Genomic DNA, 25,420 nt, shown 5'->3' with positions numbered 1-25,420 from the left:
ATCATGCGGGGCCCTGGGACTTCGGTTTTGCGATACTGCATCTGACGTGAAGCCAGTTTTTCTTCGAATGCGCTCAATCTCAGTCATGCGCTGCCATAAAGTCCACGCTCATGCCATCCGTCGCAAAAAGGCTTCAGCCGTCGTGACATGCTTATTTTTGACCTCTGGCGACATGCGCCCAGCCGTACGGCACATCATCGCCCAACGGGGATTGCCAGCAAGTCTATCGGTGTGTTTCAGGATAAAGCGCCAATAAAGCCCGTCCCATATGTCGGACCAAGGCCCTTTGCCCCAATGGCTCATTTTGCGAACATAGTTTGAACCGGAAAAGTACGGTTTGGTGGTGATTAACCCGCCATCGGCATGCTGGCTCATCGCGTAGGCATTAGGAACCATTACCCAATCATAACTGTCGACGAACATTTCCATGAACCAGCGATAGACATGATCCGGGTCAATCTCACACAGAAACATAAATCCGCCCAGTACCATAAGGCGTTCAATGTGGTGACAATACCCGGTTTTGAGCACCCTTTTGATCGTGTCGTCCAGCGGATCAATACCAGTGGTTCCGTTATAGAAAGAGCGGGGCATGGGGCGGTGATGGCCCCAATGATTTGTCGTGCGCATCGGCACACCAAGGTTCTCATAGGTCGCGCGCATAAACTCGCGCCAGCCAATGATCTGGCGGATGAAACCTTCTACCGAATTCAAGGGAATGCCCTTGCGACTCGCATGCGCCAAGGCAGCGTCCAAAACTTGTTTTGGCGTCAACAACCCAATGTTCAAAGCAGGCGTGAGAACGCCATGCCATAGCCAGTTTTCGCCCTCAACAATGGCATCTTCATAGTCGCCAAAACGTTCGAACCGCCGCTCCAGAAACTGCGCCAGCCAGTCGGACGCAGCTTTGTGTGACGTTGGATAATACATCGTTTCCAGGCTGCCTAATGCATCTGGAAAGTCAGCAATAACGCTCGCTTTTGCGGCTTCATCAACTGCGTCATGGTCAGGCCAGTCGATCCACGGAAGGTTGCCCAACAACGCCTTGGGTACTTTTTTGCGGTTTTCTTCGTCAAAGCTCCATTGTCCTCCGGTCGGTTGCCCGCTGTCCATCAACACATTCAAGCGGCGGCGTTGGCTTTTGTAGAACTCAGCCATGAGCCAACGTTTTCGACCGGCAAACCAATCTAGATTGTCGGCCCGAGTGTTCAAAAAGCCAGGCGATGGCTGGATATCGAGTGTGATATCGGTTTTGCCAGCCGCCGCCCGTAAACGCCTTTCTGCAATGAAGTCTACTGGATCAGCCATGATTATTTGGCTGACACCGCGATCACACAGACTCTGAAACAGTCGCAGACATGCGCCCGGCTGCCGCTCAAAGGGCCATATCGCGGCATCAATGCCCTTGGCAACCAAGCCATCGCGATAGCGCGCCATAGAGGCGCGGTGCAGCCAAAGCTTTTGCTTGTGCATCGTTGCGGGGTAATAGGCATCGCCAAAGAACAGAGGGTCTTCGAAAAGCACAACAGTATCTGGCCGGGCGGCCAGACCCGGGTGTTGGGCAAACAATTGGTTGGGGAGCAGAAGGGCGGCAGAGGACACGGGCTATGGCCTTTTTGGGGTGGCTAGGTTCATTTCGCCTAAGAACGATGGGATCTTCTTTTGAAGGCCGAAGAATCCGGCCCTTGCATGAGGCCATGTCATAGCGTCGTACGGCCGCATTACCCTGTTCAACGATAGGCCTGCGTCTCTCAATAAAGGTTCCGCACGATCCATCCTTGACCGGGAGGGACCGACAGGCGCATAGGCTGTTGCAATGGTCGTGACACCCGCATTCCGTGCTGCATCGATCAGCGGACCACTCCAGTCGTCAGCTGGTTTCGCGATTTTTCCGTGGTGTTCTAGAGCGCTGCTCATCGCGTCGGTGGCAAAATCCTGTACGACGTGCCCAATCGGGTTTGGGGACCGACCATGCGTCGCCAAAAGTCCAATCGCGGCAGCAGGAGATGTCGGCATTATGCAGTCACCTGACAGATCATCCTCCGTCAACAGTAACAGGTAAGGGCTGTCTGTGGGCATGTGAGGGCTTAAAAGGGGAATGAGCGGGTGATCTACCGGCTCGGTCAGCGGTTCTGCAGATTTGGCCAGGCCTCTCGGTTGAAACCGTCCTTCGGTATATCTGTCAATATTGTCAGCGCGCGCGAGGTAGTTTTTGCCTTTTGTGTGCAATCCGCCAACCCACCGCCAGCTCAGCGTGTTTGACGCGGGATCGCCGTCCAACAAGTGTCGTAAAAAGAAATCCGCGCCAAGCTGCCAAGGTATGCGGAGTGTAAAAATCCAAATTGAAGCAAACCACATGCGCGCATGATTATGAAGGTAGCCAGTCGCAACCAGTTCCCGCGCCCAATGATCGAAACAGTCGATGCCGGTATTGCCGTTTACTGCATCGTTGAAGCGCATCTCCAGGCCCTGATCATTTGCTAGTCGCTTACAAAAACTCAACAAGTCCCGCTGATACAGTGCCCAAACGCTGGGCCTTTGTTCCAGCCAGCCCTTGAAGTAAGTGCGCCAAAACACTTCTTGCACGAACTTTTCGGCCGCGTTGGAATGATGTGACGCTAAGACCCTTGTCAGTACCTCTTTCTCCGTTATCAACCGGTGGCGCAGCCAAGGTGACAAACCCGATACATTGCTGCGTCGCCCGGTCCCAAAATCGTAGTTCCGCGTACTTGTATAATGCCGACCAGTGCGGCCCACGAACTGCTTCAGCCTTTCCAGACCATTGGTGCGTGTAGGTTTGAAACTGATCGACTCTTTCGCTTCAGGAAGTTCTGGAAATTTCTCGATCATGCGGCAGACCTGCATTTTTTCGAGCAGTATTTCACTTCATCCCAAACGTTTTCCCATTTCTTGCGCCAGGTGAAAGGGCGCCGACAGACCGGGCAGTTTTTTTGGGGTAAATCGGCTTTTTTCCGCATTTTCATCACTGGTCCCCCAAAGGCAGGTCGAGTTGCTTTTGATTTTGAGGCGCCCGCGCGACTTCGCGAGCATTCCGCGTGGTCTTTCGGCTAGCGTGTTTTGTCGCGATGGCTCGTGCTTCGGTGCGAAACTCCGCACTTCGGCGGACGCCCCAAACCCGCTCGCGCGCGGCCTTGGCTGCCGCGAGATGGTCAAAAACACGCTCTGGATATAGCCTTCCAAGAAATTGTTTCGCGTTTTGAGCCCTCCAAGGTTCGTGGATATGCTGATCTGCGACTTGGGACAATTCCGGCACCCATGTCCGAATGAACACTCCTTTTGGATCCTGATCATAGCCCTGCTTAACCGGATTATAGATGCGCACAGTATTGATGCCCGTGGTGCCTGATTGCATCTGAACCTGGTTCCAGTGAATGCCCGGCTCATAGTCGGTAAACATGCGCGCCAAATGCGCACCCGGAGCCCGCCAATCCAGCCAGAGATGATAACTCGCCGTGGCCATCACCATTGCGCGCATCCGAAAGTTGAGCCACCCCGTTGCTTGCAAGGACCGCATGCATGCGTCCAGAAAAGGATATCCCGTTTCGCCTTTGGACCATGCGGCAAGTAGTTCGGCATCTGGGGCATTCGGTCGAAGACCGTTGTAAAGTCGATGCAGATTTTCAAACTCAATCCGGGGTTCATCCTCAAGTTTCTGAATAAAATGGCAATGCCAATGCAATCGGCCCGAGAACGAGCGAATTGATTTGCGCTAGTCCTTTGCGTGGGGCGGCAATCTGCGTCGCTGCTTTTCAGTAGCTTGCGCAACCTCGCGCATCGAAAGCGCACCCCAAGCCAGGTAGGGTGATAGCCGCGAACACGCAACGGCTCCCTCCAAGGGGCTGGACATTTCGCGTTGGTATCTTTTGCCACGGTGGGTCAGAAAGCTGTTCAGCCGTTCCAAACCCGCATTTCGTCCACCAGATTGACGACCAACGCACAGATCATCCCGCAAGCCGAGGTCGCGCGCCGTGGGAATATACCCTGGTTCTATGTCGATGTGCTCTAACGCAACTGGTGGAGAAACGGGCCGAGCCATAAACCTATCCCAACGCTCCGCCCAGCCGTTGCGAGACTTGAGCCTGCGAAAAACGCCGTGGTTTTGCACTTCGTGCCACAGCACACCGTAATCCCTGCACCATGCAGCGACCTGACGGTCCCGCTGATACGTCCAACTATTTCCTGTTTCCTCGTGTGACCAAAGAGCGTCAATTAAACCACGATCTTTCAACTCGGAAAGGACCGACACAATTTGCCCGGTGCGCACAACAAGTGGCTGGCCCAGTTTCCCAAGGTCTTTTCTTAACCCAGCGATTGTCTCTGCAACAAAGTCCCACTGCCGTGTTGACGCGTCGAGTTGGTGCCAAAGTTCCGGTTCAACCACATAGAGCGGCAAAACTGGCCCTACCTCAGACGCTTGCGCTATTGCCGGATGATCATATACCCGTAAATCCCGTTTGAACCAAACGACCTGCACGATACCTCCGTTTTTCAAGTGTAGTACGTATGGCCACAAAAAATGGATCTTTGTTCCAGTCTCCTCCGCATTTCGCTGGCGACGTGGCTTTTGCAAAGGCGTCATTTGCCTTCGACACTTGAAGGTCGGAAGTTGGCGCGAACTCACTGATGAGCGCCTGGCCGGGAGTATGAGACCTAGGCGAAGGTGACATTGTTTAGTGACGGCGCCGGGCCCTAAAACACCAATCAAACAACTGGGTTAGCACAACTTAGTTTTGTTCGAATTTCTGATTTCCAAGTAAACGATAACGAGACAACCTCGACGATCTGTACGTCACCAAGCTCTGTCGGCGGGGATGGCGGCGAACTCCAGAACATCCACCCCGAAAGAACTGAAATGGGAGAAAGATATATTCAAGCGGAACCATCTTGTTCGCGCGTCCAAAGCGGTAAGCTAGGCTCATGCAGTTTTTAGCTTCTTCGATCATGCGCTACGGAAATCACTGAACTTGTTTGATTGTCCTAGTCGATCTCCAGTGACGGCAATTTTTCAGTACTCTTCGGCAAACAGCGAGATAACTACAAGCCTTGGGCCTCATTTAACACATTTGCCTGTGCACCTGCAATTCGGGCGAAGCTACGTTTAAGTTTGACTGGCAGCATCCCAAGTTGCGGCTTCATAACGCATATGTATGCAGCTGCTGCACCCTCGTTTCTTCGGTTTTTGCGCTAGCTCTTGCAAACGTACAGGCGAAACCCAAGAGGCGAGGTCAAACAAAGTGTTCAAAACAGACAACGCTGAGGTTGCGCTCACATCTGATGACGCCGATCAATCCTTTACTACTGTGTACTACGACGGATCTTGCCCGCTTTGCTCCGTTGAGATCGGGCATTATGCTTCTTGCAAGGGCGCTGAGCGCCTGCGGTTTGTCGACGTCTCAAAACCCAATGCTCGTATTGGTGCAAATCTAACGCGGCAAGAAGCAATGGATCGATTCACTGTGCGTCGACCAGATGGAGAACTTGCATCCGGTGCGCGCGGGTTCACGGAACTCTGGGGTAATTTACCCAAATGGCGTTGGCTGGCACGTGTGGCAGGCTTACCGGGGGTAACGCCTCTTCTAGAGCTTGCATACCGGGTTTTCCTGCCCCTAAGGCCGACGCTTTCGAGTATCGCTTCTTGGTTCGGAGCGAAGCCGGTTGACAGGACGGGTTCGTCGACATGATCAACCTAGACGATGGTCATTTCTAAAGGCTTGATTGGCTCGTTAAAGGAGTTCTCGAATCCGCACTTGGCAACATTCGCGCCGTACTCGCGCTTCGTCTTGGGTTGGTCACGCGTATCAGTGACGCAGGTTTGTTATTTTTCGGCTTGTTGGTTTTGAGTTAATTGTGATCGTTCAGATGACATACTTTTCAAGCAGCGTCTTCAAAGGCAGCGAAGCACTCAATCGAGTGGCCAACATGAACATCCCCCCAATCTTTCGCTGAAGGTAAAGAATGTCCATTGGCATTTGGGGTGGGGCATACCCGGCCGCAGCCAGGGCCATACCTTCTTTGTTCAGGTGGTTGGAGAGCTTTCGGTCAGTAAAATCAAATTCATTCGCGGATAGGATTGCGGCGAAAACACTGCGGATCATTCCCAGGATCTGGTCGTCGAACGGGCCATCACCTTCAACAAGCTTCAATTGGATGGCGGCGTTACGAAGTGCTGCGTCATTTTCAAGTAAGCCTGCACGCAGCAGGTGCACATACCCGTCTATTGCAGATGATTGCAGTGCTCGGGTTGCGCCAAAATCCAAAAGACTAATCTTCCCATTTGACGCGTCGTATCGGTAGTTGGCACAGTTCGGATCGCTTTGCATGATACCGAACTCGAAAATCTCGCGCAGCGTGAGCTTGACCAAGGCCTCGGAAACTCGATTGCGTTCCTCACTGGGTGCATCTCTCACCGTTTCGATGGAGCGACCTTCCAGAAAGGACATCGTTAGAACTTCTGGCGTGCTCCAATCTGGATAGAACTCTGGGATTTCGAACGCTTCATCGCCCTGCAATAGGTCAGCAAAACAGCGCATGTATTGCCCCTCGCGTTCATAGTCCGTTTCTTCATGTAATTGACTGCGCGCCTCTTGGATATACGGAGCCATATCAAAGCTTTTGGGAAGCAGACCTGACATACGAACCAGAGTGGCAACATTGGCCACATCGCTGTCGATACTGCGCGCGATACCGGGATATTGCACTTTGATCGCCACATCGCGCCCGTCTCTAATAGTTGCACGATGTACTTGCCCAATGCTCGCTGCCGCTATGGGCCTTACATCGAAGGTTTGGAAGGAGTTTCGCCAATCTGAACCCCAGGCTTGGTTCAGGACGTCACGCAATTGTTTCGGCGGCATGAAATGCGCCTGATCTCGCAGACGCGCCATGATTTCTGCCAGTTCAGCCGGTAAGACCTCACCTGCATCCATCGAAATCAACTGACCCACCTTCATCGCGGCCCCTCGCATGCGAGCAAGCCGATCCGCGATCCGTGTCGCGTTACCCGGTGTCATCAACAAACCACGCATATCGGGTCGCGCACCGCGACCGATCTCTCGCAGGGCGCGTACTGCCACGTTCCCCGCAATGCCTGCCGTCATGCTGCTCAAACCGGCAACTCGGACCAAACGGCTTGTAGGAACAGCCAAAGGGGTAGGCGGGGATTTAGGGTCGGGCATCAATTCTCACCAAAACTCGGTTCCAGGAGAGCCTTTGATGCGACCCTTTAAGTTCTCGGTGGCCCAGCCTCCATAGAAGTTCCCGGGTTGCGGGATCACACGGTGCTCACCAACAAAACAAGCGTCCATAAGTCCGGGGTAAAAGGCGAGATAGCCCTTAATCTGTTCAAATCTGGTGGTTGGTGCACCATAACTCCACGCAGCTTTCTTAGCCGCGGCCGCCCCGCTCTGAACGTCCCAGTAACTCGCAACACCCTTCCACTCGCAGTACGATTTACCCAAGGCCTTTGTCAGAACGGCATCAATTGTATGCGGTGGGATGTAGTAAGTTGGGGCGTGGTGAGTTTCGAGAACCAGAAACGCCTGATCGGTTTCCACGATTGTTTCACCGCCGAACTCTACTCTTACGGTACGCGGCACCGCCCGCAGCGCAGGTGGCCGCGGATAGTCTTGAACGTCTTCAGTTGTCAAAGCTGTCATTGCGGACTCGAAATGTGTATTCGGCTGTTCTTTCTGTGAGGTAGCGCGCCGACAGCGTTATTCTAGCGAGATAGCTTTCAACGCATGGCAGGTGAACTTGCACCAAAATTGGGCTTAGTGTCAGCGTGGAACGGGCAGCGTTATTTGACCGACTGTGCAGCCTGAACCGCCGAAAAGAGTGTCCTAAGCCTACCAGTTCGCCAACAGTTCGCCCATGCGCTTAAGGCCAAGGTCGAGGTTGGCAATAGCACCTCCTCCGACACCTAGTCGGATGTGGTTCTGCATCCCGTAAGACGAGCCCGGCAAAAGAAATGTCCGATAGGGATCGGCGAGCAAGCGTTTGGCAAAAACATCACCATCAATCCCGTCGAGCCGTGCCAATCCAATCAATCCAGCCTGAGGTTTGACCCAATCCAGGCAGGGCTGATCGGCAACATACCGATCAAGGCGTTCCAGCGTCTTAATCCCTGCTGCCCGCGCAGTTTTCAAAGCCTGATTATATCGGTCAGGCCTCAAGGCGATTTCGGCGATGACTTCGCCGAGAATATTCATAATTTCGCTAGAGTTTTCCCGCAGGATGATGGCATCCCACATCAAATCAGAATCACGGCAAACCATCCACCCAGTGCGTAGTCCTTGGAGCCCCAGTGCCTTGGAAACGCTGCCCGTCGTGATGCCCCTAGGATACAAACCGGCTATCGAAGGGGCGCGAGACCCGTCCCACTCCAATCCTGCGTAAACCTCGTCAACAACCAGCCATGCACCTACGCGATCTGCAATTTGGACAAGCCTTTCCAGCTCTGTTTGGGTCATCAGGCGCCCGGTGGGATTATTGGGGTTGGTTACAAAGATCAGTCGAGTGCGTTCTGTTACTGCGGTCTCAACTTTGTCGAGCGGCAATAACCAACCAGCACTCTCTTCTCGGTCGACAACTTTGAGCGTCGCGCCGACTGCCTCTGCCAATACTCCCACTTGTGGCCAGCCCGGGCGTTCCGTTACGACTTCGTCGCCCGGTTGGACCAATTGCATGAATGCAAGATAATTGGCTTCTGCTGCGCCGGCGGTGATCAGGACGTCGTCTGGCTTGCAAACATCAGACAAACCGGCGCGGTCCAAAACATGTCGTCGTAAAGCAGGCAGACCCCGAAAACTCTTTTGGTTCCAATCCAACGGCAGCGCTGGATCCAGCGCATCCATGAACTCACCCAAACGCGGCGACTCGGACAAGGAAAACCCAACGAAAGCTTCTGGATCCGTTTCCGTGGTATCCAGTAGGTACTGAAAGAGTGTGTGTATCTTGACTTTCATGCTCTACTCAAAATCTATGTAGTCAATCAGGGAGATAGTCTGTGCAAGCAGAGGGATTTGTCAAAGGGCGACCGATTGACCTTGCGGTTTTGGACTACGGGCTGTTCAAGGTCCATTCCACTGGCCGCATCATAGGTATCTGCGGGTTTCTGATCCGGACAGATTTGGGAGAATCAATACTCATCGATACTGGGTTTCCTGAAAAATATGCCACCGATACCGACGCCGCGGTCAAAGAAGATCGATTGTATGAGTTCGGCGACGTCTTGAAGTGTGAACCAGACAATCTTCCAAGCGCACAACTGGCAAAACTCGGGCTTATTCCGTCAGACATTACACTACAGATTTGTACGCACACCCACATCGACCATATCGGGGCACTGGGCGACTTTCCAAGCAGTCCAATTCTTATCTCTGCTGCGGAGCGAGCCTTACCCCGCCCGTTGTACTGGGGCGATATGCGGCCTTTGGAGTGGCCCAACCAGGATTATCTCTTAGTTGACGGCGATGTAGAGATTGGGCCGGGTATCTTAGTTTTGGCGGCGCCAGGCCATGCGCCTGGCCAGATCGCCGTGATGGTCCATCTTCCGTCGGGGGCGATTTTATTAACCAGTGATGCGATTTCCCGACCAGCAGAAATCGACGAGAAGTTTGCCGGGTCTTGGGACGAAGATGCAGCGATTGCCAGCGCAGAAAGGTTGATGCGCCTTGCATCCGAGCGAGACGCCTTTGTAATCTATGGGCATTGTCCAAGCCAGTGGCTTGTTCTGAAGAAAGCACCAGAAGTCTACAGCTGATCCTACCCCGTGGACCATTTTCCCGAAAAGTGATGTCGCACCCGAGAGTTATCTGACGTCGCGCCCTTGGTTCAGAATAATCACATTCCCACTGGAAACATCACCGGCCGGCGAAATGAGAAAACCGACCCAAGAGGCGATTTGCTCAGGCAGCATCGCGCGACCATGTGGCATGGCACTGACGGCTTTCTCCAAGACTTCCTCAGTTAAGACATTGAACAAAGGTGTTTCAGTCATGGCAGGTGCCAGCGAATTCACACAGATTTTTTCCTGTGCGTATCGACGGGCGAGGTCTTTCGTAAGGGTATCCATCGCCGCTTTTGACGCCCTGTAATGCGGAGGGTCAAACACATCGAAATTATAAGCACCGTTCGATGAGATATTTACAATCTTTTTGATGCCTTCGCGTTCCAACATAAATTGGACCGCCTGCTGGCAACAATGGAACGCAGAGTTAAAGTTGATTGCCATCTGCTTTTCGAGTTCCTCGGGCGGAATATTCGGGAAGTCAGACATAAAGCAGGTGCCAGCGTTGTTTACCAAAGCATCCAGACCACCATTCTCTTCCTTAATGCCATCAAACGCATGAGCGATTGCAATAGGATCCGTTAGGTCAAGGCAGATAGGCGTGAAATCCGAACCTAACTCAGTTGCCATTTCACCTAGGCCCTCCTCGTTAAGGTCCAGTCCAACAACTTGGAACCCATCTGCCCACAGTTGGCGACAGATGGCCCGCCCCATCCCTCCCGCGGCGCCAGTCACAACCGCTGTTTTCATAGCAACTCCTCCCACCTTGACATGATTTTCGGATACTTCGATTTAAAGAAGGAAACTCACAACCCTTTTATCCGAAAGCCGCGAAAGTCAATTCTGCTTGAATTCAGTACGCGTCCGTTTTGGGCTCAAGCTAGACTTTGCAAAGTCCGCTTTCTGCGTATTGCTGTAATTGGGGCATAGCGCAGCATCGGCCAAAGTGGACTCCGAAGTAGACATTCGCGGCACTCGGTTTGAACGACTGCTATGCGGACTATGCAGCCGTTTGCTCAGATTGGCCTAATCTCTGCTCTCTTCAAAAATCGCACGGTATGAGGTTGCGTGTCTGTGTCTTGAACAACCGTTACGATTTCAGCCATTGCTGATACTGGAATGGGCGATGTGTCCTGTAACGACCGTACCAAGCCAATTGGTCCTCGAAATTAAGCCAGGCTCTCCTCGGGGATGCCCGGTTGGCGAAAAGAGACTTGTCACAGGCCGAAGAAGTGGTGGCTTTGCAAGCGCCGCCCCTTTGCAATGATGTCTGGCGCGTGCTGTGCCTAGATGAGATCGCTAGGCGATTGCGTCTTCATTGACCACATCAGCGAAGGATTTGAAGAATTTGGCCGCAAGTTTCTTGGCAGTGCTTTGGATCAGCCGGCTGCCCAGTTGAGCCAGCTTTCCGCCGATATCGGCCTTTGCCTGATACCGCAGGATCGTCGTGTCGGACCCGTCGGCTGTGAGCGTGACATCTGCGCCGCCCTTGGCATGCCCAGCGGCACCGCCATTGCCCTGGCCGGTCAGCGAAAAGGCATCCGGCGCGCCTGCGGTGTCGAGTTGGACGTCACCGTTGAACCTGGCCTTCACCGGCCCGACCTTGAGGACGACCTTTGCCTCCAGTTCAGTATCCGAGTGCTTGATCAACTCTTCGCAGCCCGGAATGCATTGCTTTAGAACCTCGGGGTCGTTGAGCGCGGCATAGACCTGCTCTTTGGGTGCGTTGATGATGATTTCGTCTGCCAGTTCCATGGGATGTCCTTTTAGCAACAGGGAAATTTGATGGTGGCCAGATGGCTGGCTTGCTCAGGTGTAAGTGCTGTCTTTCGGCGCAGTCGGGCTGCGATTTCTCGAACGAATTTCATGTGATCTGCTCCAGCGTGCCCGCCTGAAAGGCGGCATAGGCCTCGGGGGTGTCCACATCCATGTAAAAGCCGGGAGAGGCCAATGGGTGAAACTGGACATGTTCGGGATGGGTTCGGGTGAACTTCTTGCAGCCCGGTGATCTGGGGTTTGCCAGAAGCCGGGCACGCAAGTTTGCAGGCACCACGATCGGGTTGCCGCGCTTCTGATCGACCGCCGGAATGGAGATACGTGCGCTGTCAGTCGCCACGTGTGCGGCCAGCAATGACCGGATGTCAGCGACGTTCAGAAGCGGCTGGTCGCCCAATCCGATTAATACCGTATCGTCATCACGCGCCGCACGAAGCCCGCAGGCGACCGATGTGGGCTGACCGTCACCGTAAGCCGGGTTGAAAACCGTCTTGGCGCCACTGCCTGCAAGGGCTGTTTTGATCTCATTCGCCTGATGTCCCGTGACCACCAGCACAGGCCCCGCCGTGGCGGCGCCATAGACATCGACCATATGGCGGATCATTGGAACATCGCCATGGGGCAGAAGCAGCTTGTTCCGCGCGCCCATGCGGCGCGAAAGCCCTGCGGCCAGTATGATCGCAGTGACATCACGCATCGGCCTGCTTCACCGCCGCGCGCCGATCCTGAACAAGTTGCGCCAGTATGGACAGGGCTATTTCCTCAGGCGTGACCGCGCCAAGGTTAAGACCCGCCGGGGCCTTTACCCCGTCGATGGCGGCTTGTTCAAAACCGTCAGCGCCTAGTTTTTCTGCAAGCGAAGTGTATTTTCTGCGGCTGCCCACGAAGGCCACATAGGTCGGTTGCGTGTTGAGCGCGGCCTTCAAGGCGTCAAGATCACCCTGCCCTTGCGTGGCAACAACCACAAAGCACTGCTGATGTGGTTTGCCTTGCACCGGGGTCGAAGACACAGACCAGTGAAACTGCGGGGCAAGCGCACTCAGCGCCTGTGCTACCGGTGATGCTCCCATGACAACAAGTTGCGGTGACGGCAGGCAAGGTTCGATGAAGATGTCGACCGTGCCACGAGAGGGGCACCCATTGCGGGCAAATCGTGTGCCGTCTACTTCATCGCCGGCTGCAACGCCTTTTTCCGCCAGCAAATCCTCGGGTGCGACAGACACAAGCTGTGGCGTGCCGTCCTGCAACGCCTGCAGCGCCGCGCGTTTGACGGCACCTCGGGTGCAACCGCCGCCGAGCCAGCCTTGCAGGATCGTCCCATCGGCGCTGAGCAGCGCCTTGGCCCCCGGTTTGGCGGCGGTGGAACCAGCGGTGCGCACGATGGTGGCAAAGGCAAAGGGTTCGTCCTTGTCGCGCAACTCCTGAGCGGCCTCGGCCAGGTCTGATGAAAGAATTTCGGCCGGGGTCATAGGCGTGCCAGCTCCTGTTCCAGCGCGGCCAGATCACCCAGCGTGTTGGCCGCTTTGAAGACATCCAGATAGGGAAGTGCCGCCGCCATGCCCTCGGCCACGGGTGCGTAGTCTGCCCACCCTTTCAGCGGGTTGAGCCAGATCACCTTGCAGCCGCGTTTGCGCAGTTTTTCCAACGCGGTTGCGATCATGTCAGGTGCCTCAGTGTCGTAGCCATCCGACAGGATCAGCACGACGCTACGACCATCGACAAAGCGTTTGGCATAGGTGTCGGCAAAACGCCTGAGCGATGGGCCGATCCTTGATCCGCCGCCGAACCCGTCGGCCATCAGTGACATCCGGCCAATCGCGCGCATCGCGTCCTTGTCACGCAGCGCCTCGGTGATGCGCACAAGGCGGGTGTGGAACAAATAGGCGTCGGCGGCTGTATCAGCCCGCATTAGGCCAGCGAGGAACGCCAGAAAAACTTTGGCATAGACGGACATGGACCCGGAGACATCGCACAGCGCCACGATCTTGCGGGTGCGGTCCGGGCGTTTCTTGCGCCACAGGTGCAGAGGCTCTCCGCCAGTGGCCAGGCTGTGGCGAATGATCTTGCGAAAATGCAACCGATCGCCTTTGCGCGCGGCAATGCGGCGGCGGGATCGCGTGTCACGCAAGGCAGCCCCAAGGCGGCGTGCGACGTCTTCGGCCTCGGCAATCTCTTCCGGGCGGACAAGGTCGCGCAGGTCACGCCGGTTGAGGTTGCGTTGTGCGGTGGCGATCAGCTTGCCGGTCCCGTCGCTGTCGGACGCCCCGCCTGTGTCTTCCGGGGCCGTGGAGGTTCCTGATGCGCCCGCGTCTTCGCCCTTGGCATCGCGTGAGGAATGCACGTCATCGCTGACCGGGGACGACGAGGTGGGAACGACCTTCTGCCGCACGCGGCCCATGTCCATCCAGTAGCTGTCGAAAAGGTCGTCGAACCTTTCATACTCTTCCTTGCAGCCCGTGCAGACAGCGCGCAAGGCACGGCGGCTGTCGTCGGGGCGGATGGCGTCCACCTCGTCCAGCGCCTTCAGGGCAAGGTCCGCTTCGGCCACGCCAAGCCGCAAACCGTTGTCGCGCAAATGAGCGATGAAGCCCGCGATCCGCGCGGCAGGGCCGGGATCGCGGCCAGCAAATTTCGTCACCCGGCTCATGCAGCCTTGCCAGCGATACGCCCGGCCACCTCTGGCGTGATCTGGGCCTGATCGCTTTGGGTTTTCAGCAACGTCGTCAGCGTCGATTGAAGGACCGCGGGGTTTTCGGTCAGATCAGCGATGCCAAGACCCATCAACGCCGCGGCGAAATCCAGCATTTCGGCCACGCCAGGGGTTTTCTCCAGCTCTTCTTGGCGCAGCTTTTGCACAAATCCGACGATCTGCTCGCCCAGCCGAATCTCGACGTCGGGGCAGCGGGCCTTGAGAATGGCCAGTTCGGTCGCACGGTCCGGGTATTCCACGAAGGTATAAAGGCAGCGGCGACGCAGGGCGTCAGACAGGTCGCGGGTGCCGTTCGACGTCAGGATCACGACCGGGCGGCTTGTCGCCGTGATCGTGCCCAGCTCGGGGATCGACACTTGATAGTCCGAGAGGATTTCCAGCAGGTAGGCTTCGAACTCCTCGTCCGCCCGGTCAATCTCGTCGATCAAAAGGACCGGGGGCGTTTCCTGGGTAATGGCCGCCAGCAAGGGGCGTTCCAGCAGAAAATCACTGGAAAAGATGCGGTCTTCTAATGCCTTGCCTGTTTCGCCAGCCTCGGAGGCCGCTCGGATGGTCAGCAGCTGCCGCTGGTAGTTCCATTCGTAAATCGCCTGCGCCGCGTCCAGTCCTTCATAGCACTGCAGCCGGATCAGGCGCGTATCCATCACCGTAGACAACGTGCGCGCGATTTCGGTCTTGCCGACACCTGCCGCCCCTTCCAGCAATAGCGGACGGCCCAGCGACAAAGCCAGTTGCAGCGCAACGGTCAGATCGTCCGAGGCCACATAGCCTTCGCCAGCCAGCGCGGTTTTCAAGTCAGTCCAGGTCATTCGTGTCTCCGTAGGGCGAGGATCACCTCGCCCTACCAAAGGGATCAATCGTGCAGGCCAAGCTCGTTGGCCGTGCGCCAAATCCGCCAGTGATCATGCGGCATATTGGTATGCCGGTTGCCGAAGGGGCGGAACGCGTCCTGCACCGCGTTCGAGAAACAGGGCACGCCGCCCACGTGCGGGCTCTCGCCCACGCCCTTTGCGCCGATCGGGTGATGCGGGCTGGGTGTGACGGTGTAGTCGGTTTCGTAGTTCGGCACTTCCCATGCCGTAGGCAGGAAGAAGTCCATCAGCGTGCCGGTCTTGACGTTGCCCATGTCGTCATAGGCAATCTCTTGCCCCAGAGCGACGGCGAGGGCTTCGGTCAAACCACCATGCACCTGGCCTTCGATGATCATCGGATTGATCCGCGTGCCGCAATCGTCCAGCGCATAGAAGCGGCGAATTTCCGTCACACCCGTGTCGCCGTCGATGTCCATCACACAAACATAGGCTCCGAACGGATAGGTCATGTTGGGCGGGTCGTAATAGCTGACGGCCTCAAGCCCCGGCTCGATCCCCGGAATGGCCTGGTTGTAGGCTGCAAAGGCGATTTCCTTCATCGTCTTGAACTTTTCAGGCGCGCCTTTCACGACAAACCGATCAACGTCGAATTCCACGTCATTGTCGTGAACCTCAAGCAGGTACGCCGCGATCATCTGCGCCTTGGCGCGGATCTTGCGGCCGGCCATGGCCGTGGCTGCGCCTGCCACAGGGGTAGAGCGCGACCCGTATGTGCCGAGGCCATAGGGTGCTGTATCGGTGTCGCCTTCCTCGATGGTGATGCTGTCGGCAGGCAAGCCGATCTCCGAGGCAAGGATTTGCGCGAAGGTTGTCGCGTGGCCTTGCCCCTGGCTGATCGTTCCCAGGCGAGCAATCGCCGACCCGGTCGGATGGATGCGGATTTCGCAGCTGTCGAACATACCAAGCCCAAGGATATCACAGTTCTTTACTGGGCCGGCGCCGACAATCTCAGTAAAGAAGCTCAAGCCAATGCCCATCAACTTGCGCGTCTTGCCAGCTTTGAAGTCCTCGACCCGCTGGGCCTGTTCGGACCGCAGCCCTTCGTAATCGACTGTCTTGAGCGCCCTATCCCATGCGGTGTGATAATCGCCGCTGTCGTACTCCCAACCAAGGGCGGCGGTGTAGGGGAACTGCTCCTTCTTGATGAAGTTGATCCGGCGTAGCTCCGCTGCGTCCATGTTCAACTCTATGGCCAGAACCTCGATCATGCGTTCGATGAAGTAGACCGCCTCGGTCACCCGGAACGAGCAGCGATAGCTGACGCCGCCTGGGGCTTTATTAGTGTAGACGCCATCGACCTCTAGATAGGCGGTCGGGATGTCGTAGGAGCCGGTGCAGATGTTCATGAAGCCCGCCGGGAACTTTGTGGGATCGGCGCAGGCATCAAAGCCGCCGTGGTCGGCTGTCACATGGCAATGCAGCCCGGTGATTTTGCCGTCCTTGGTGGCAGAGATCTTGCCGGTCATATGATAGTCGCGGGCAAAGGCGGTGGTCATCAGATTGTCCATCCGGTCTTCGATCCACTTTACGGGCTTGCCCGTGACGATCGACGCCACGACCGAGCAGACATAGCCCGGGTACGCGCCGACCTTGTTGCCAAAGCCGCCGCCAATATCGGGGCTGATCACGCGGATGTTGTGCTCTTCAATGCCCGAGATCAGCGACACGACCGTCCGGATCGCGTGCGGCGCCTGGAACGTGCCCCACAGCGTCAGCTTGCCGTTAACCTTGTCCATCGACGCCACGCAGCCGCAGGTTTCCAGCGGGCACGGGTGGGTGCGATGGTAATACATGCTTTCAGTCGCAACGACCTCGGCGTTGGCGATGACCTCGTCCGTTGTGCCCTTGTCGCCCGCGTCCCATGTAAAAATGTGGTTGGGATGTTTGCGGGGTCCGTGTGCGCCATCGGGAATTGACCCGTCTTCGCCAACAAGATCTTCGCGCAGCACCACATCCGATTGCAAAGACTCGAACGGGTTGACGATGACAGGCAGTTCTTCGTAGTCAACCTCGACCGCCTCGATCCCGTCAGCGGCGGCATAGCGGTCTTCGGCGACGACATAGGCGACTTCCTGGCCCTGAAATAGCACCTTGCCATCGGCCAGTACCATCTGCTTGTCGCCCGCCAGCGTCGGCATCCAGTGCAGCCCCAGCGGCTCCAGATCCGCCGCTGTCAGCACGGCCAGAACGCCGGGCACCTCAAGTGCGGCAGCGGTATCGATGCTCTTGATCCGTGCATGGGCGTAGGGAGAGCGGACAAAGTCGCCAAACAGCATGCCATCCAGCTTGATGTCATCGACATAGTTGCCCTTGCCTTGGGTAAAGCGCGCATCCTCGACCCGCTTGCGCGAGCAGCCCATGCCTTTGAGATTGTCGACACGTTCTTCGCGGGAAATATCGTCCTTCATTCTGCGGCCTCCTTGGCTGCATTCATTTCGGCTGCGGCGGCCTGAATGGATTTCACAATGTTCTGATAACCCGTGCAGCGGCAGATATTGCCGGCCATACCAAAGCGGATTTCTTCTTCGGTCGGGTTGGGAATTTCTTCCAGCAGCTTGGTCGCCCGGGTGATCATCCCCGGCGTGCAATAGCCACACTGCAATCCGTGGTGTTCTTTGAACGCCTCTTGCAGAGGGTGAAGGTTTTCAGGTCCGCCGAGACCTTCGATAGTTGTCACCTCGGCGCCATCGGCTTGCGCCACGAACATGGTGCAGGATTTCACCGACTTACCGTTGATTGTGACCGTGCACGCCCCGCAGTGGGATGTTTCGCAGCCAATGTGCGGCCCGGTGATGTTCAGCCGTTCGCGCAGCGTATAGATCAGCAGTTCGCGCGGTTCGGCCAGGAATTCCTCGTCCTTGCCGTTCACGTTCATTTTGATGTGCATTTTCTTGGACATGGTGTGTTCCTCTTACGCCCGCGACCAGGCGCGCTCGATGGCGCGGCGCAGGATGACGCCCGCCACATGATTCTTGAATGCGACGGGGCCGCGGTTGTCTTCGGTTGGGTCGATATCGCCCAGCATCGCAGCCACTGCCGCGTCCAGTGCGGCGGCATCGACAGATGTTCCCACCAGCGCGGCGCCCGCATCCTCGGAATAAACCGGCGTGTCGCTTAGGTTCGTCATAGCGATGGAGGCGCTGACGCACGTTCCGTCGTCCTTGACGATCTGCACAGCGGCGGCGGCCGTCGCGTAGTCGCCGATCTTGCGCTTTTGCTTTTCGTAGGCGTAGCCGCCAGCTGGCGTGGGGATGGTCACGGCGGTCAGCACCTCTTCATCCTCGCGCGCGGTCATGTAGGCGGCCTCGTAAAACTCCCGCGCGAGGATATCACGCTCGCCATCCGGGCCGACCAAGGTGAACACCGCATCAAGGCATTGCATCAGACCCGGCATGTCATTGCCCGGATCGCCATTGGCGACGTTGCCACCGACGGTGCCCATGTAGCGGACTTGAGGATCAGCGATCTGCAAGGCAGCCTCGCGCAGGATGGGGGCGGCATCCGCGAGGCCGGCATGGTCTATGATTTCGGCCTGCGTGACCATTGCGCCGATCCGAACGCCGTCGGCACCTAGTTCGATATCCGACATACCTCCGACATCCTGAAGGTCGATCAGGTGTGGGACTTCCGCCATGCGAAGTTTCATCATCGGAATCAGACTGTGCCCGCCTGCCATGACGCGCGCGTCATCTCCGTATTCTTCAAGTACAGCCAGAACGCCAGCCATATCCTGAGGACGGTGATATTCAAATGCCGCTGGAATCATCGGCTCTCCTCCCTAAAGCGAATGCTCAGTGTCGGAGGAAGTTTGCATGCGACAGCAAGCCACATCACCAGAAAATCAGTGAAACACAGGTCTTTTGCACGAAATGCGCGTGCTCACGCACCAATTGCGCCGCCCTGCGACGCAAGCACGTCCTGAACAACCTTCAGTTTGGAACGGCTAACGGGTGCGGGCGGCAGATCACCCCTGTCGAAAAGGCAGCGCCCTTTGTCCTTGGTTCTTTCAAACCGCGAGACACGGGCAGGGTTGACCAAGTAGCTGCGATGCGTCTGCAGGAACCCCAGCGGCAAGAGGCGTTTGGAAGCCACGGTGATCGGCCAGACACAGAACAGCCGTTCGTCCTCGGTATAGATCTGCGTGTAGTGCCCATCGGCACGTACGAAAACAACGTCTCTTGCCCTGACAAAGACTTTGTTGCCGTCTGCCTCGCAAGGGATCTGCAGATCCGCCTTCAGTTCCGGCTCGAGCTTCGCTCGCTGGTGTTGCTCTTGTGATCCGGGCGTGACGAGATACGTCACGCTGACCCAGAGGCACGCACCAAAGATCACAAAGCTGAAGAAGATCACACCAAGTGCCAAAGTTTCATTGCTCATGGTGGGGCCAAATTCAGTAGCGGTGGACGCTTGCACAAAATTGGTTTCCGCAATCGCCAGAAAATGAGCCGAGCAAACTGCAATCGCAAAACAAATCGTCCCAAGCACGATGTTGCGGTTCGTGCGCTTTCCGTAGGCGATCCAGAAGGCAAGAATGCATAGCCCGATGGCCACGATGGAAGAAAAGACGACACCCGACGTCGTATAGACCGCGCGGCACAACTCCAGACCGGCCATGCCGATATAGTGCATGACCAGAATGCCGGTCCCGACAACGCAGCCGGAAAGCGAAATGATGAGCGGTGTGCGGTCAGCGAAATGCAACAGGATCAAGGCCGCGCCAACAAGAAGGATCGCTGACAGAGCCGACACCAGCGTGATCGCCGCATCGTAGTAGAACAATATCGGCAGCTTCAAACCCAGCATGGCCACGAAGTGCATCGCCCAGATGCCGCCCCCCAAGGCGACGGCCGCAAGCGCGATCGACGCCTTTTTTTGAAACATCGGTTTTTCTGACAGATCGCGGGTCAGCGAAAGACCTGTGAACCCCGCGACAAGTGCCACGACGCAGGACATTGCGATCAGGAAGCTGCTATGGTCGACGGTCAGAAACTCCATGCTGAAGAGGATGGCCAAGACTCAAGCGATTTGCAATCAGTGCCGTTCGCACGGCCTCCATCGCTTGCCTTGGAGTGCGGTCAGCGACAGCCGTAACTCTAAATGACTGAAGGCTCTACGGCTGATACGCTAGAGCTGCAGAAACCCAAATGCAATTGTCCGATAGAAGACATTCAAGTACTTTTCTGCATTCGGCACTTTGGGCTCTGAGCGACCTTTGTTGGCTGACCGACGTGCAGATGGCGAAGCGCGCGCCCTTCTTCCCGAAGTCGCACGGCAAGCCCCGGGGTCATGACAAACGGGTGTTGAGTGGGATTATCTTCATCAATCGCACTGGTTTGCGCTGGCGAGATGCCTCTGGCGAATACGGGCCTCGCAAGACGCCGGTCAAGTACGACAAGCGCAGTTACAAGCGGCGAAATCGCATCGAGATAATGTTTGGCAGGCTCAGGGGCTGGGGGTGCGTGGCGACACGCCATAATCGTTGTCCCAAGGTCTTCATCTCAGCAATCGCACTCGCGGCAACCGTCATCTGCTGGTTATGAATACTGACCCTAGGTATACGAGAGTGGTTAAGCTTTCCTCTCAACGGATGGTAGAAAGCCTCATTTTGTCCATAAAAAATTGTCTTTTTCTGGGAAAACCATTAGGTTTTATGAAAATGGTGGAAAACACCGGAGGCAGTAAGAGAGCAGATGCCAAAACCGAAAACACGTGTTTTGCGGACAAGGGTTCCTGCGCGCCTCATGGGAAAAAGGGATGGTCTGTTTTTCCTGTGGGGACAGATAGAGCGCGCGCGTTTGAAAATCGAAGACGGCGAACGCCCTGATGGTGCAGCCTCGGATGGGGCAAGAGTAGACATGGCTGGCGAGGCCAAAGGATCAACGGCGGCATTGGTGGACGAATTCATCTTCTACTGACTTTTGTGATGAAGCTGAGCCTGACGGGTCTATTTTTTCTCGAAAAACAGGATAACTTCACCCAGGCGTACGCCATAGCGTGAGACATACGCACGGTTCAGCAGGCGGTCGTCATCCAGCAGCCACATCCAGTCGTCAAACGTGACGCGCATGGTTCCGTCCTTGATCGGCAGGTCGATCTTGTATTTCCAGTTGAACGTATCCCCGCGTTCAATCCCGCTGGCGGCGCCCAGCACGCCAGGGGCCATACCGGTCCAAGTATCTTCTCCGGTCTTGGTCAATGCCCAGATGCGTTGCTCAGTCGCGCCATCATCGTAGACGAAGTCTTCGATCAGGGTCAGGGTTTCGCCGTCCCAAGTGCCGTCAATGTCGACCTTGAATCTGCGGGGGATGTTCCCCAGAACATCCTGAAACTGACCGTAGGCCACGGTTTCACCTTCAAAAAATTCCTCGAGGTTCAACTGTCGGTCAGAAAGAAAGGTTTTTGGTACCTTCGGTTTACTGGAGCAGGCCGTCAGAAGCGCGAGACTCGCGATGGCGACACAGGCGATCACGGAGCGAACGGTGATCATTGCAACGGTTTCCCGTCCGAAGTCGCGTCATATCCGTTCGAACCAATTGCGTGGGTCGGTTTTGATTTCGGGTTTGCACGCATTGTGGCCACAAGTTCCGCGACCTTGATGCCAAATTTGCGCATCTCGGACCGGTTCATGATGACGCCATGTTCTGTAAGATACATCCAGTCGGTGACATCCAGAGTATGCCCGCCAGCGTCTTCGGGCAGGATGATGCGATAGGTCAGTTTCACGGTTGACCCCGAGATGACACCCCGGCCTTCGCCCACGATATCATCCGCCATTGCCGTGAATGTGTCTCCGGTTCCCAGCGTCAGGTACCATTTGCGGGTCATCTGTTTTCCGTTTGAATAAGTGAAGTACTCGGTCAGCGTGCCCGAGTTGCCTTGCCAGTCGCCGGCCATGCGGGCGACAAAGCTGTTCGACATTTTGCCGTTGGGGCCATAGATCAGGCCCTCGGACACGATCTCTCCATTCAGGTGTTTTTTCAGCGAAAAACTTGGACCGGTGCCACTGTAATCGGACGGAGATTGCGCACGAAAGCTCAGCAGTCGGGTGCGGATGAATATTGCGATCAGAAGGACCAACAGGATGATAGCGATAGCGTTCATTTGCTTGTGACCTCGGTGGGCAGGGTCAAGACCATCCCGAACGCCCCGACTTTCAGGATGCAGGGCAGCACCGCATAGGCAAGGTTGAGTGTATCCAGTGCCTGTGCTGAATTGGTTTGACCAGGGGTGAAACCGCTGCGTTCCAGCAGCGGCAGAGTGAAAAAAGCAGCCAGGGCGAGGCCCAGCTTGCCAGCGAAGGACCAGATGCCAAACGCGGCCGACGCGTTCAGCCCGGCCCGGGTCAGGACGACCGAGAACATCGCGGGCAACACGACCATGTCCGCACCAAGGGCCGCGCCCGAGGCGAGACAGATGACGGCGAACCCGGTAAGGTTTCCCGCGCTCAGTGTGGCCGCGCCGATAAAGCCAGCGATCGAGAGCGGCATCGCGATTATCAGAGTCTGTTTCGGGCCAATTCTGTTGCTGAGCTTTGCCCAGAGCGGGACGCTCGCGCCTGCGCTCAGGAAGAACAGGATCAACAAGGGGCCCGCTTTGCCCGGCAGTTGCAGCCGATCTTCCACAAAAAACAGAAACAGGGTGGAGGTGATGGCGACCGGGAGGCTGTTTACCAAAGCCAGTGCAAGAAGGCGCAAGCCGCCGGCCTGACCCAGTCCAGAAAAAGACAAACCTGTTCCTGTTATCGGGGTCCGTCGCCAGATCGGGACAGTCAGCACCAGAGTCAGAACGGATAGCAGCCCCAGAAACGCTCCGAATGCGGGGTAGCCTTGGGATTGCGCGCCCAAAGCAACCAATAGGGCTGGTGCGCTGGCTGCGATGACCACCCCGGTCAACTGCCCGCCTTCACGAAAGGCGGCCAGTGTCATCAGTTCTTTCGGATCGGTTCGCTTTGCCAAAGTTGCGCTGCGACCGTACAGAAGAATGGTTCCCAGGCTGTATGCCGAGAACAGCAAGATCAGGATTGCGACCAGTTCCGGCACGCTGGCACCCTGCGGCAGATTGAAAAGCAGGGGAAACCCGACCGCCAGCCCCAAAGCCGCCATCGCCGCAAATACAAGCTGGCCACCGGGCCATCTGTCAATTGCCCAACCAATCAGCGGGTCCTGCACCAGATCCACCAAACGGATCAACAGCAGCACGGTACCAATGACCCCAAGGCCAATACCCAGGTTCACGGCTGCAAAGCGCGGCAAGTGGATATAAAGCGGAATACCCGCCGCAGCGAGCATCAGCGCATAGAGGCTGACCCGGGGATAGAGCATCACCGCCCCTGCAGCCTTCGCGTGAAAGACGCTGACCGCGTGTTGTCCCCCAGGAATACGGACATGAAACTGCGCTTGATGCCCGGATACGTCATGGTGCAGGTCTGTTGCCCGTTCAGCCAGAAACTGACCTTGTCGGGACCGTCAGAAACCGCCAGATAGCTGTCCCCTTTTACCACGGCTTTGAAGCACCGGTCCAGTTGGTCGCGAACGGGCACTGAACGGCCGATGCGGTCCATCTCCTCAAGCGTCGAGTTGACCAGCGCTTTCTTCTTGATGTTCTTGCGGTAGGTCAGTTGCAGGGCGATATCTTCGCTCCAACTGAACGGCGCACCATTGGGCGTATAAAGCGTGGCGTCATAAATCGGCAAACCCAGATACCGGAAAGTCGCGGTTCCGCGCAGTTGCGCATCGTTTAGACCTTTCGTGACCGGCGATGCCGCCAGACCCTTGGCGACCAGCAAACAAAGTGCAAGAAGCGCCACGCGCCATATCCCATTATTCGGCGGCAACAGATATGGCCGGGTCTTTACTAGGAATGCCATTGTCAGCTCCGATGGTTTGCGGGGCACCATTGATTTGAGCAACGACATGCATCGCGCTGGCTATCCCGTCTTCGTGAAATCCGTGCCGGTTGTAAGCCCCGGCAAACCAGGTTCGGTTATGTCCCTGCATCTCGCGGATTTGCCCTTGCGCCTTTAGGGCGGCCTTGTCGAATACCGGATGGGCAAATTCGACCTGATCATAGATTTTATCCGCGGGAATTTCTGATGAGGCGTTCAGCGTTACAAACAGCGGGTCACCGTCCGGAATGTTCTGAAGCCGGTTCATCCAGTAGGTCACGCCCACATCTCCGGCTTGCGAGCGATAGGACCAGCTTGACCAGCACGCGCGCCGCTTTGGCATCTGACCTGGGTCACAATGCAGTATGGCCGTATTGGGCTGGTAGCGGATCGCGCCCAATGCAGCGGCTTCCGCGGGGGTCGCGCCCTCACCCAAAATGGCAAGCGATTGATCCGAATGGGTGGCCAGGATGATTTCATCGAACTGATCCACGGCGCCCTGGCTGTGGATGGTGACGCCCATCTCGTCACGGGATACATTCTGAACGGGGCTGGCCAGACGTATTTCTGCCCCCCGCGCACGAAGGGATGCGTCGATCCGGCGGACATACTCTATGCTGCCGCCTTTGACGGTGTACCATTGATGCTGGTTTGCACGACCACTTGCCAGCAAAGCGTGATTGCGGAAGAACTGCACCAAAGAACGTGCGGGGAACTGATCCACGAACTCGACCGGCGTAGACCAGATGGCACCGCACATCGGCATCAGATAGTTGCGCCGGAACCAGTGACCCAGCCGCAGCTGGTCCACCAACTCACCAATCGTGGTGTCGTCGTCCTTGGCTGCCTCGGGGGCTTCTTTGCCAAACCGCAGGATATCGGCGATCATTCTATAGTAGGCAGGGCGCGCCAGATTGCGCTTTTGTGCGGTCAGAGTGCGCAGGTTGTTCAACCCGTATTCAATGCGCCCATTGTCGATGCTCGCGCCAAAGCTCATCTCACTTTCGATCACGGGTACGCCCAGCTCATCAAACAACCGGGTCAGGTAGGGATAGGTCGCATAGTTGAAGACGATGAAGCCCGTATCGACCGGTTGGTCCCCGTTCTTCCCAGCCATCACCGTGCGGGCATGACCACCAAGTCGCGGTTCTGCCTCATAGACCGTTACGTCGTTGTTTTCTGACAGATAGTAAGCGGCGGAAAGACCCGAAACGCCTGCGCCTACAATCGCGATTTTCTTACGTACACCCCGGGTTTCGTCGAACATTCCAGCCTCTTTATGTGACGTTTTACAAGAAGATACGCAGGGTAGGCGCGAGTGGATCAATTCGATTGGAAATTTTTAGCAGATGCACTACTTCGTGACTTCT

At 56.4% G+C, this 25,420-nt stretch carries 27 protein-coding genes; 4 read left to right on the top strand and 23 right to left on the bottom strand.

Annotated elements, in window-relative coordinates; translation table 11 throughout:
* Positions 1-108: 108 nt before the first annotated feature.
* The 5 genes from AC2FLP_RS14315 to AC2FLP_RS14295 are packed head-to-tail and all read right to left on the bottom strand — an operon-like array spanning position 109 to position 4,600.
* Positions 109-1,602, bottom strand: coding sequence for a cryptochrome/photolyase family protein (locus AC2FLP_RS14315; protein WP_496684422.1), 1,494 nt, complete (start codon positions 1,600-1,602; stop codon positions 109-111).
* A gap of 3 nt (positions 1,603-1,605) precedes the next feature.
* The gene (locus tag AC2FLP_RS14310) at positions 1,606-2,850 is read right to left on the bottom strand and encodes an FAD-binding domain-containing protein (RefSeq protein ID WP_299899725.1); all 1,245 of its coding nucleotides are present in this window, start codon (positions 2,848-2,850) and stop codon (positions 1,606-1,608) included.
* On the bottom strand, positions 2,847-2,978 hold the full coding sequence (locus tag AC2FLP_RS14305; protein ID WP_496684432.1) for a DUF2256 domain-containing protein: 132 nt from the start codon (positions 2,976-2,978) through the stop codon (positions 2,847-2,849). The genes AC2FLP_RS14310 and AC2FLP_RS14305 overlap by 4 nt, the downstream gene beginning before the upstream one ends.
* Positions 2,979-2,983: 5 nt before the next feature.
* The gene (locus tag AC2FLP_RS14300) at positions 2,984-3,700 is read right to left on the bottom strand and encodes an FAD-binding domain-containing protein (protein WP_496684419.1); all 717 of its coding nucleotides are present in this window, start codon (positions 3,698-3,700) and stop codon (positions 2,984-2,986) included.
* Positions 3,701-3,730: 30 nt separating this feature from the next.
* Positions 3,731-4,600 (bottom strand): deoxyribodipyrimidine photo-lyase, encoded by an 870-nt coding sequence (locus AC2FLP_RS14295; protein ID WP_496684416.1) that lies wholly within the window; start codon positions 4,598-4,600, stop codon positions 3,731-3,733.
* Positions 4,601-5,168: 568 nt separating this feature from the next.
* Between AC2FLP_RS14295 and AC2FLP_RS14290 the strand changes: the two genes are divergently transcribed.
* Positions 5,169-5,702: a thiol-disulfide oxidoreductase DCC family protein gene (locus tag AC2FLP_RS14290; RefSeq protein ID WP_496684413.1), complete on the top strand. Its 534-nt coding sequence runs from the start codon at positions 5,169-5,171 to the stop codon at positions 5,700-5,702.
* Between the two features lie 174 nt (positions 5,703-5,876).
* On the opposite strand, the gene AC2FLP_RS14285 is transcribed toward AC2FLP_RS14290, so the two are convergent.
* The 3 genes from AC2FLP_RS14285 to AC2FLP_RS14275 form a co-directional block, all read right to left on the bottom strand.
* On the bottom strand, positions 5,877-7,118 hold the full coding sequence (locus AC2FLP_RS14285) for an ABC1 kinase family protein (RefSeq protein ID WP_496684410.1): 1,242 nt from the start codon (positions 7,116-7,118) through the stop codon (positions 5,877-5,879).
* 84 nt (positions 7,119-7,202) lie between these two features.
* Entirely contained in the window at positions 7,203-7,676 is a 474-nt protein-coding gene (locus AC2FLP_RS14280; RefSeq protein WP_117871557.1) for a DUF427 domain-containing protein, read from the bottom strand.
* A gap of 189 nt (positions 7,677-7,865) precedes the next feature.
* On the bottom strand, positions 7,866-8,873 hold the full coding sequence (locus AC2FLP_RS14275) for a pyridoxal phosphate-dependent aminotransferase (protein ID WP_254683749.1): 1,008 nt from the start codon (positions 8,871-8,873) through the stop codon (positions 7,866-7,868).
* 152 nt (positions 8,874-9,025) lie between these two features.
* On the opposite strand from AC2FLP_RS14275, the gene AC2FLP_RS14270 reads away from it, so the two are divergent.
* A complete protein-coding gene (locus tag AC2FLP_RS14270) occupies positions 9,026-9,781 on the top strand; it encodes an N-acyl homoserine lactonase family protein (RefSeq protein WP_117871562.1) in 756 nt (251 codons plus the stop codon).
* A 48-nt stretch (positions 9,782-9,829) separates the two neighbouring features.
* Here the strand turns inward: AC2FLP_RS14270 and AC2FLP_RS14265 are convergent, their stop codons facing one another.
* From AC2FLP_RS14265 to AC2FLP_RS14220, 10 genes are all read right to left on the bottom strand, one after another.
* Positions 9,830-10,558 carry an SDR family NAD(P)-dependent oxidoreductase gene (locus AC2FLP_RS14265; RefSeq protein WP_496684405.1) on the bottom strand — a complete coding sequence of 243 codons (729 nt, stop codon included), beginning with the start codon at positions 10,556-10,558 and terminating at the stop codon, positions 9,830-9,832.
* A gap of 549 nt (positions 10,559-11,107) precedes the next feature.
* Complete coding sequence (locus AC2FLP_RS14260; RefSeq protein WP_299899711.1) at positions 11,108-11,563, bottom strand: SRPBCC family protein; 456 nt, start codon at positions 11,561-11,563, stop codon at positions 11,108-11,110.
* A gap of 109 nt (positions 11,564-11,672) precedes the next feature.
* Positions 11,673-12,281, bottom strand: coding sequence for a nucleotidyltransferase family protein (locus tag AC2FLP_RS14255; RefSeq protein ID WP_299899709.1), 609 nt, complete (start codon positions 12,279-12,281; stop codon positions 11,673-11,675).
* On the bottom strand, positions 12,274-13,053 hold the full coding sequence (locus tag AC2FLP_RS14250; RefSeq protein WP_117871570.1) for an XdhC family protein: 780 nt from the start codon (positions 13,051-13,053) through the stop codon (positions 12,274-12,276). The genes AC2FLP_RS14255 and AC2FLP_RS14250 overlap by 8 nt, the downstream gene beginning before the upstream one ends.
* On the bottom strand, positions 13,050-14,231 hold the full coding sequence (locus AC2FLP_RS14245) for a vWA domain-containing protein (protein WP_496684400.1): 1,182 nt from the start codon (positions 14,229-14,231) through the stop codon (positions 13,050-13,052). Before AC2FLP_RS14245 ends, AC2FLP_RS14250 begins: the two co-directional genes overlap by 4 nt.
* A complete protein-coding gene (locus AC2FLP_RS14240) occupies positions 14,228-15,103 on the bottom strand; it encodes an AAA family ATPase (RefSeq protein ID WP_117871575.1) in 876 nt (291 codons plus the stop codon). The genes AC2FLP_RS14245 and AC2FLP_RS14240 overlap by 4 nt, the downstream gene beginning before the upstream one ends.
* Before the next feature lie 44 nt (positions 15,104-15,147).
* Positions 15,148-17,574 (bottom strand): aerobic carbon-monoxide dehydrogenase large subunit, encoded by a 2,427-nt coding sequence (locus AC2FLP_RS14235; RefSeq protein WP_496710061.1) that lies wholly within the window; start codon positions 17,572-17,574, stop codon positions 15,148-15,150.
* Positions 17,571-18,065 carry a (2Fe-2S)-binding protein gene (locus AC2FLP_RS14230; protein WP_117871579.1) on the bottom strand — a complete coding sequence of 165 codons (495 nt, stop codon included), beginning with the start codon at positions 18,063-18,065 and terminating at the stop codon, positions 17,571-17,573. Before AC2FLP_RS14230 ends, AC2FLP_RS14235 begins: the two co-directional genes overlap by 4 nt.
* A gap of 12 nt (positions 18,066-18,077) precedes the next feature.
* Entirely contained in the window at positions 18,078-18,932 is an 855-nt protein-coding gene (locus AC2FLP_RS14225; RefSeq protein WP_496684393.1) for an FAD binding domain-containing protein, read from the bottom strand.
* A 113-nt stretch (positions 18,933-19,045) separates the two neighbouring features.
* Positions 19,046-20,161 carry an MHYT domain-containing protein gene (locus tag AC2FLP_RS14220; RefSeq protein ID WP_117871583.1) on the bottom strand — a complete coding sequence of 372 codons (1,116 nt, stop codon included), beginning with the start codon at positions 20,159-20,161 and terminating at the stop codon, positions 19,046-19,048.
* A gap of 206 nt (positions 20,162-20,367) precedes the next feature.
* On the opposite strand from AC2FLP_RS14220, the gene AC2FLP_RS14215 reads away from it, so the two are divergent.
* Together AC2FLP_RS14215 and AC2FLP_RS14210 are read left to right on the top strand one after the other, a co-directional pair.
* The gene (locus tag AC2FLP_RS14215; RefSeq protein WP_496684429.1) at positions 20,368-20,706 is read left to right on the top strand and encodes a transposase; all 339 of its coding nucleotides are present in this window, start codon (positions 20,368-20,370) and stop codon (positions 20,704-20,706) included.
* A 150-nt stretch (positions 20,707-20,856) separates the two neighbouring features.
* Positions 20,857-21,081, top strand: coding sequence for a hypothetical protein (locus AC2FLP_RS14210; RefSeq protein ID WP_117871585.1), 225 nt, complete (start codon positions 20,857-20,859; stop codon positions 21,079-21,081).
* A gap of 29 nt (positions 21,082-21,110) precedes the next feature.
* Here AC2FLP_RS14210 and AC2FLP_RS14205 read toward each other — a convergent pair whose 3' ends face one another.
* From AC2FLP_RS14205 to AC2FLP_RS14185, 5 genes are read right to left on the bottom strand one after another with little or no spacing between them, the layout of a single operon-like run.
* On the bottom strand, positions 21,111-21,653 hold the full coding sequence (locus AC2FLP_RS14205) for a DUF3833 family protein (protein ID WP_496684390.1): 543 nt from the start codon (positions 21,651-21,653) through the stop codon (positions 21,111-21,113).
* Positions 21,650-22,267 carry a DUF3833 domain-containing protein gene (locus AC2FLP_RS14200; protein ID WP_117871589.1) on the bottom strand — a complete coding sequence of 206 codons (618 nt, stop codon included), beginning with the start codon at positions 22,265-22,267 and terminating at the stop codon, positions 21,650-21,652. Before AC2FLP_RS14200 ends, AC2FLP_RS14205 begins: the two co-directional genes overlap by 4 nt.
* Positions 22,264-23,487: an MFS transporter gene (locus tag AC2FLP_RS14195; protein WP_496684387.1), complete on the bottom strand. Its 1,224-nt coding sequence runs from the start codon at positions 23,485-23,487 to the stop codon at positions 22,264-22,266. The genes AC2FLP_RS14200 and AC2FLP_RS14195 overlap by 4 nt, the downstream gene beginning before the upstream one ends.
* Positions 23,487-24,032 carry a hypothetical protein gene (locus AC2FLP_RS14190; protein ID WP_496710060.1) on the bottom strand — a complete coding sequence of 182 codons (546 nt, stop codon included), beginning with the start codon at positions 24,030-24,032 and terminating at the stop codon, positions 23,487-23,489. The genes AC2FLP_RS14195 and AC2FLP_RS14190 overlap by 1 nt, the downstream gene beginning before the upstream one ends.
* Entirely contained in the window at positions 23,986-25,317 is a 1,332-nt protein-coding gene (locus AC2FLP_RS14185; protein ID WP_496684382.1) for an NAD(P)/FAD-dependent oxidoreductase, read from the bottom strand. Before AC2FLP_RS14185 ends, AC2FLP_RS14190 begins: the two co-directional genes overlap by 47 nt.
* Positions 25,318-25,420 lie beyond the last annotated feature (103 nt).

It is taken from the genome of Ruegeria sp. CDSA141, from assembly GCF_059612005.1.
Note: the sequence above shows the minus strand (reverse complement) of the source record. Positions and strands in the feature narration are given on the sequence as shown.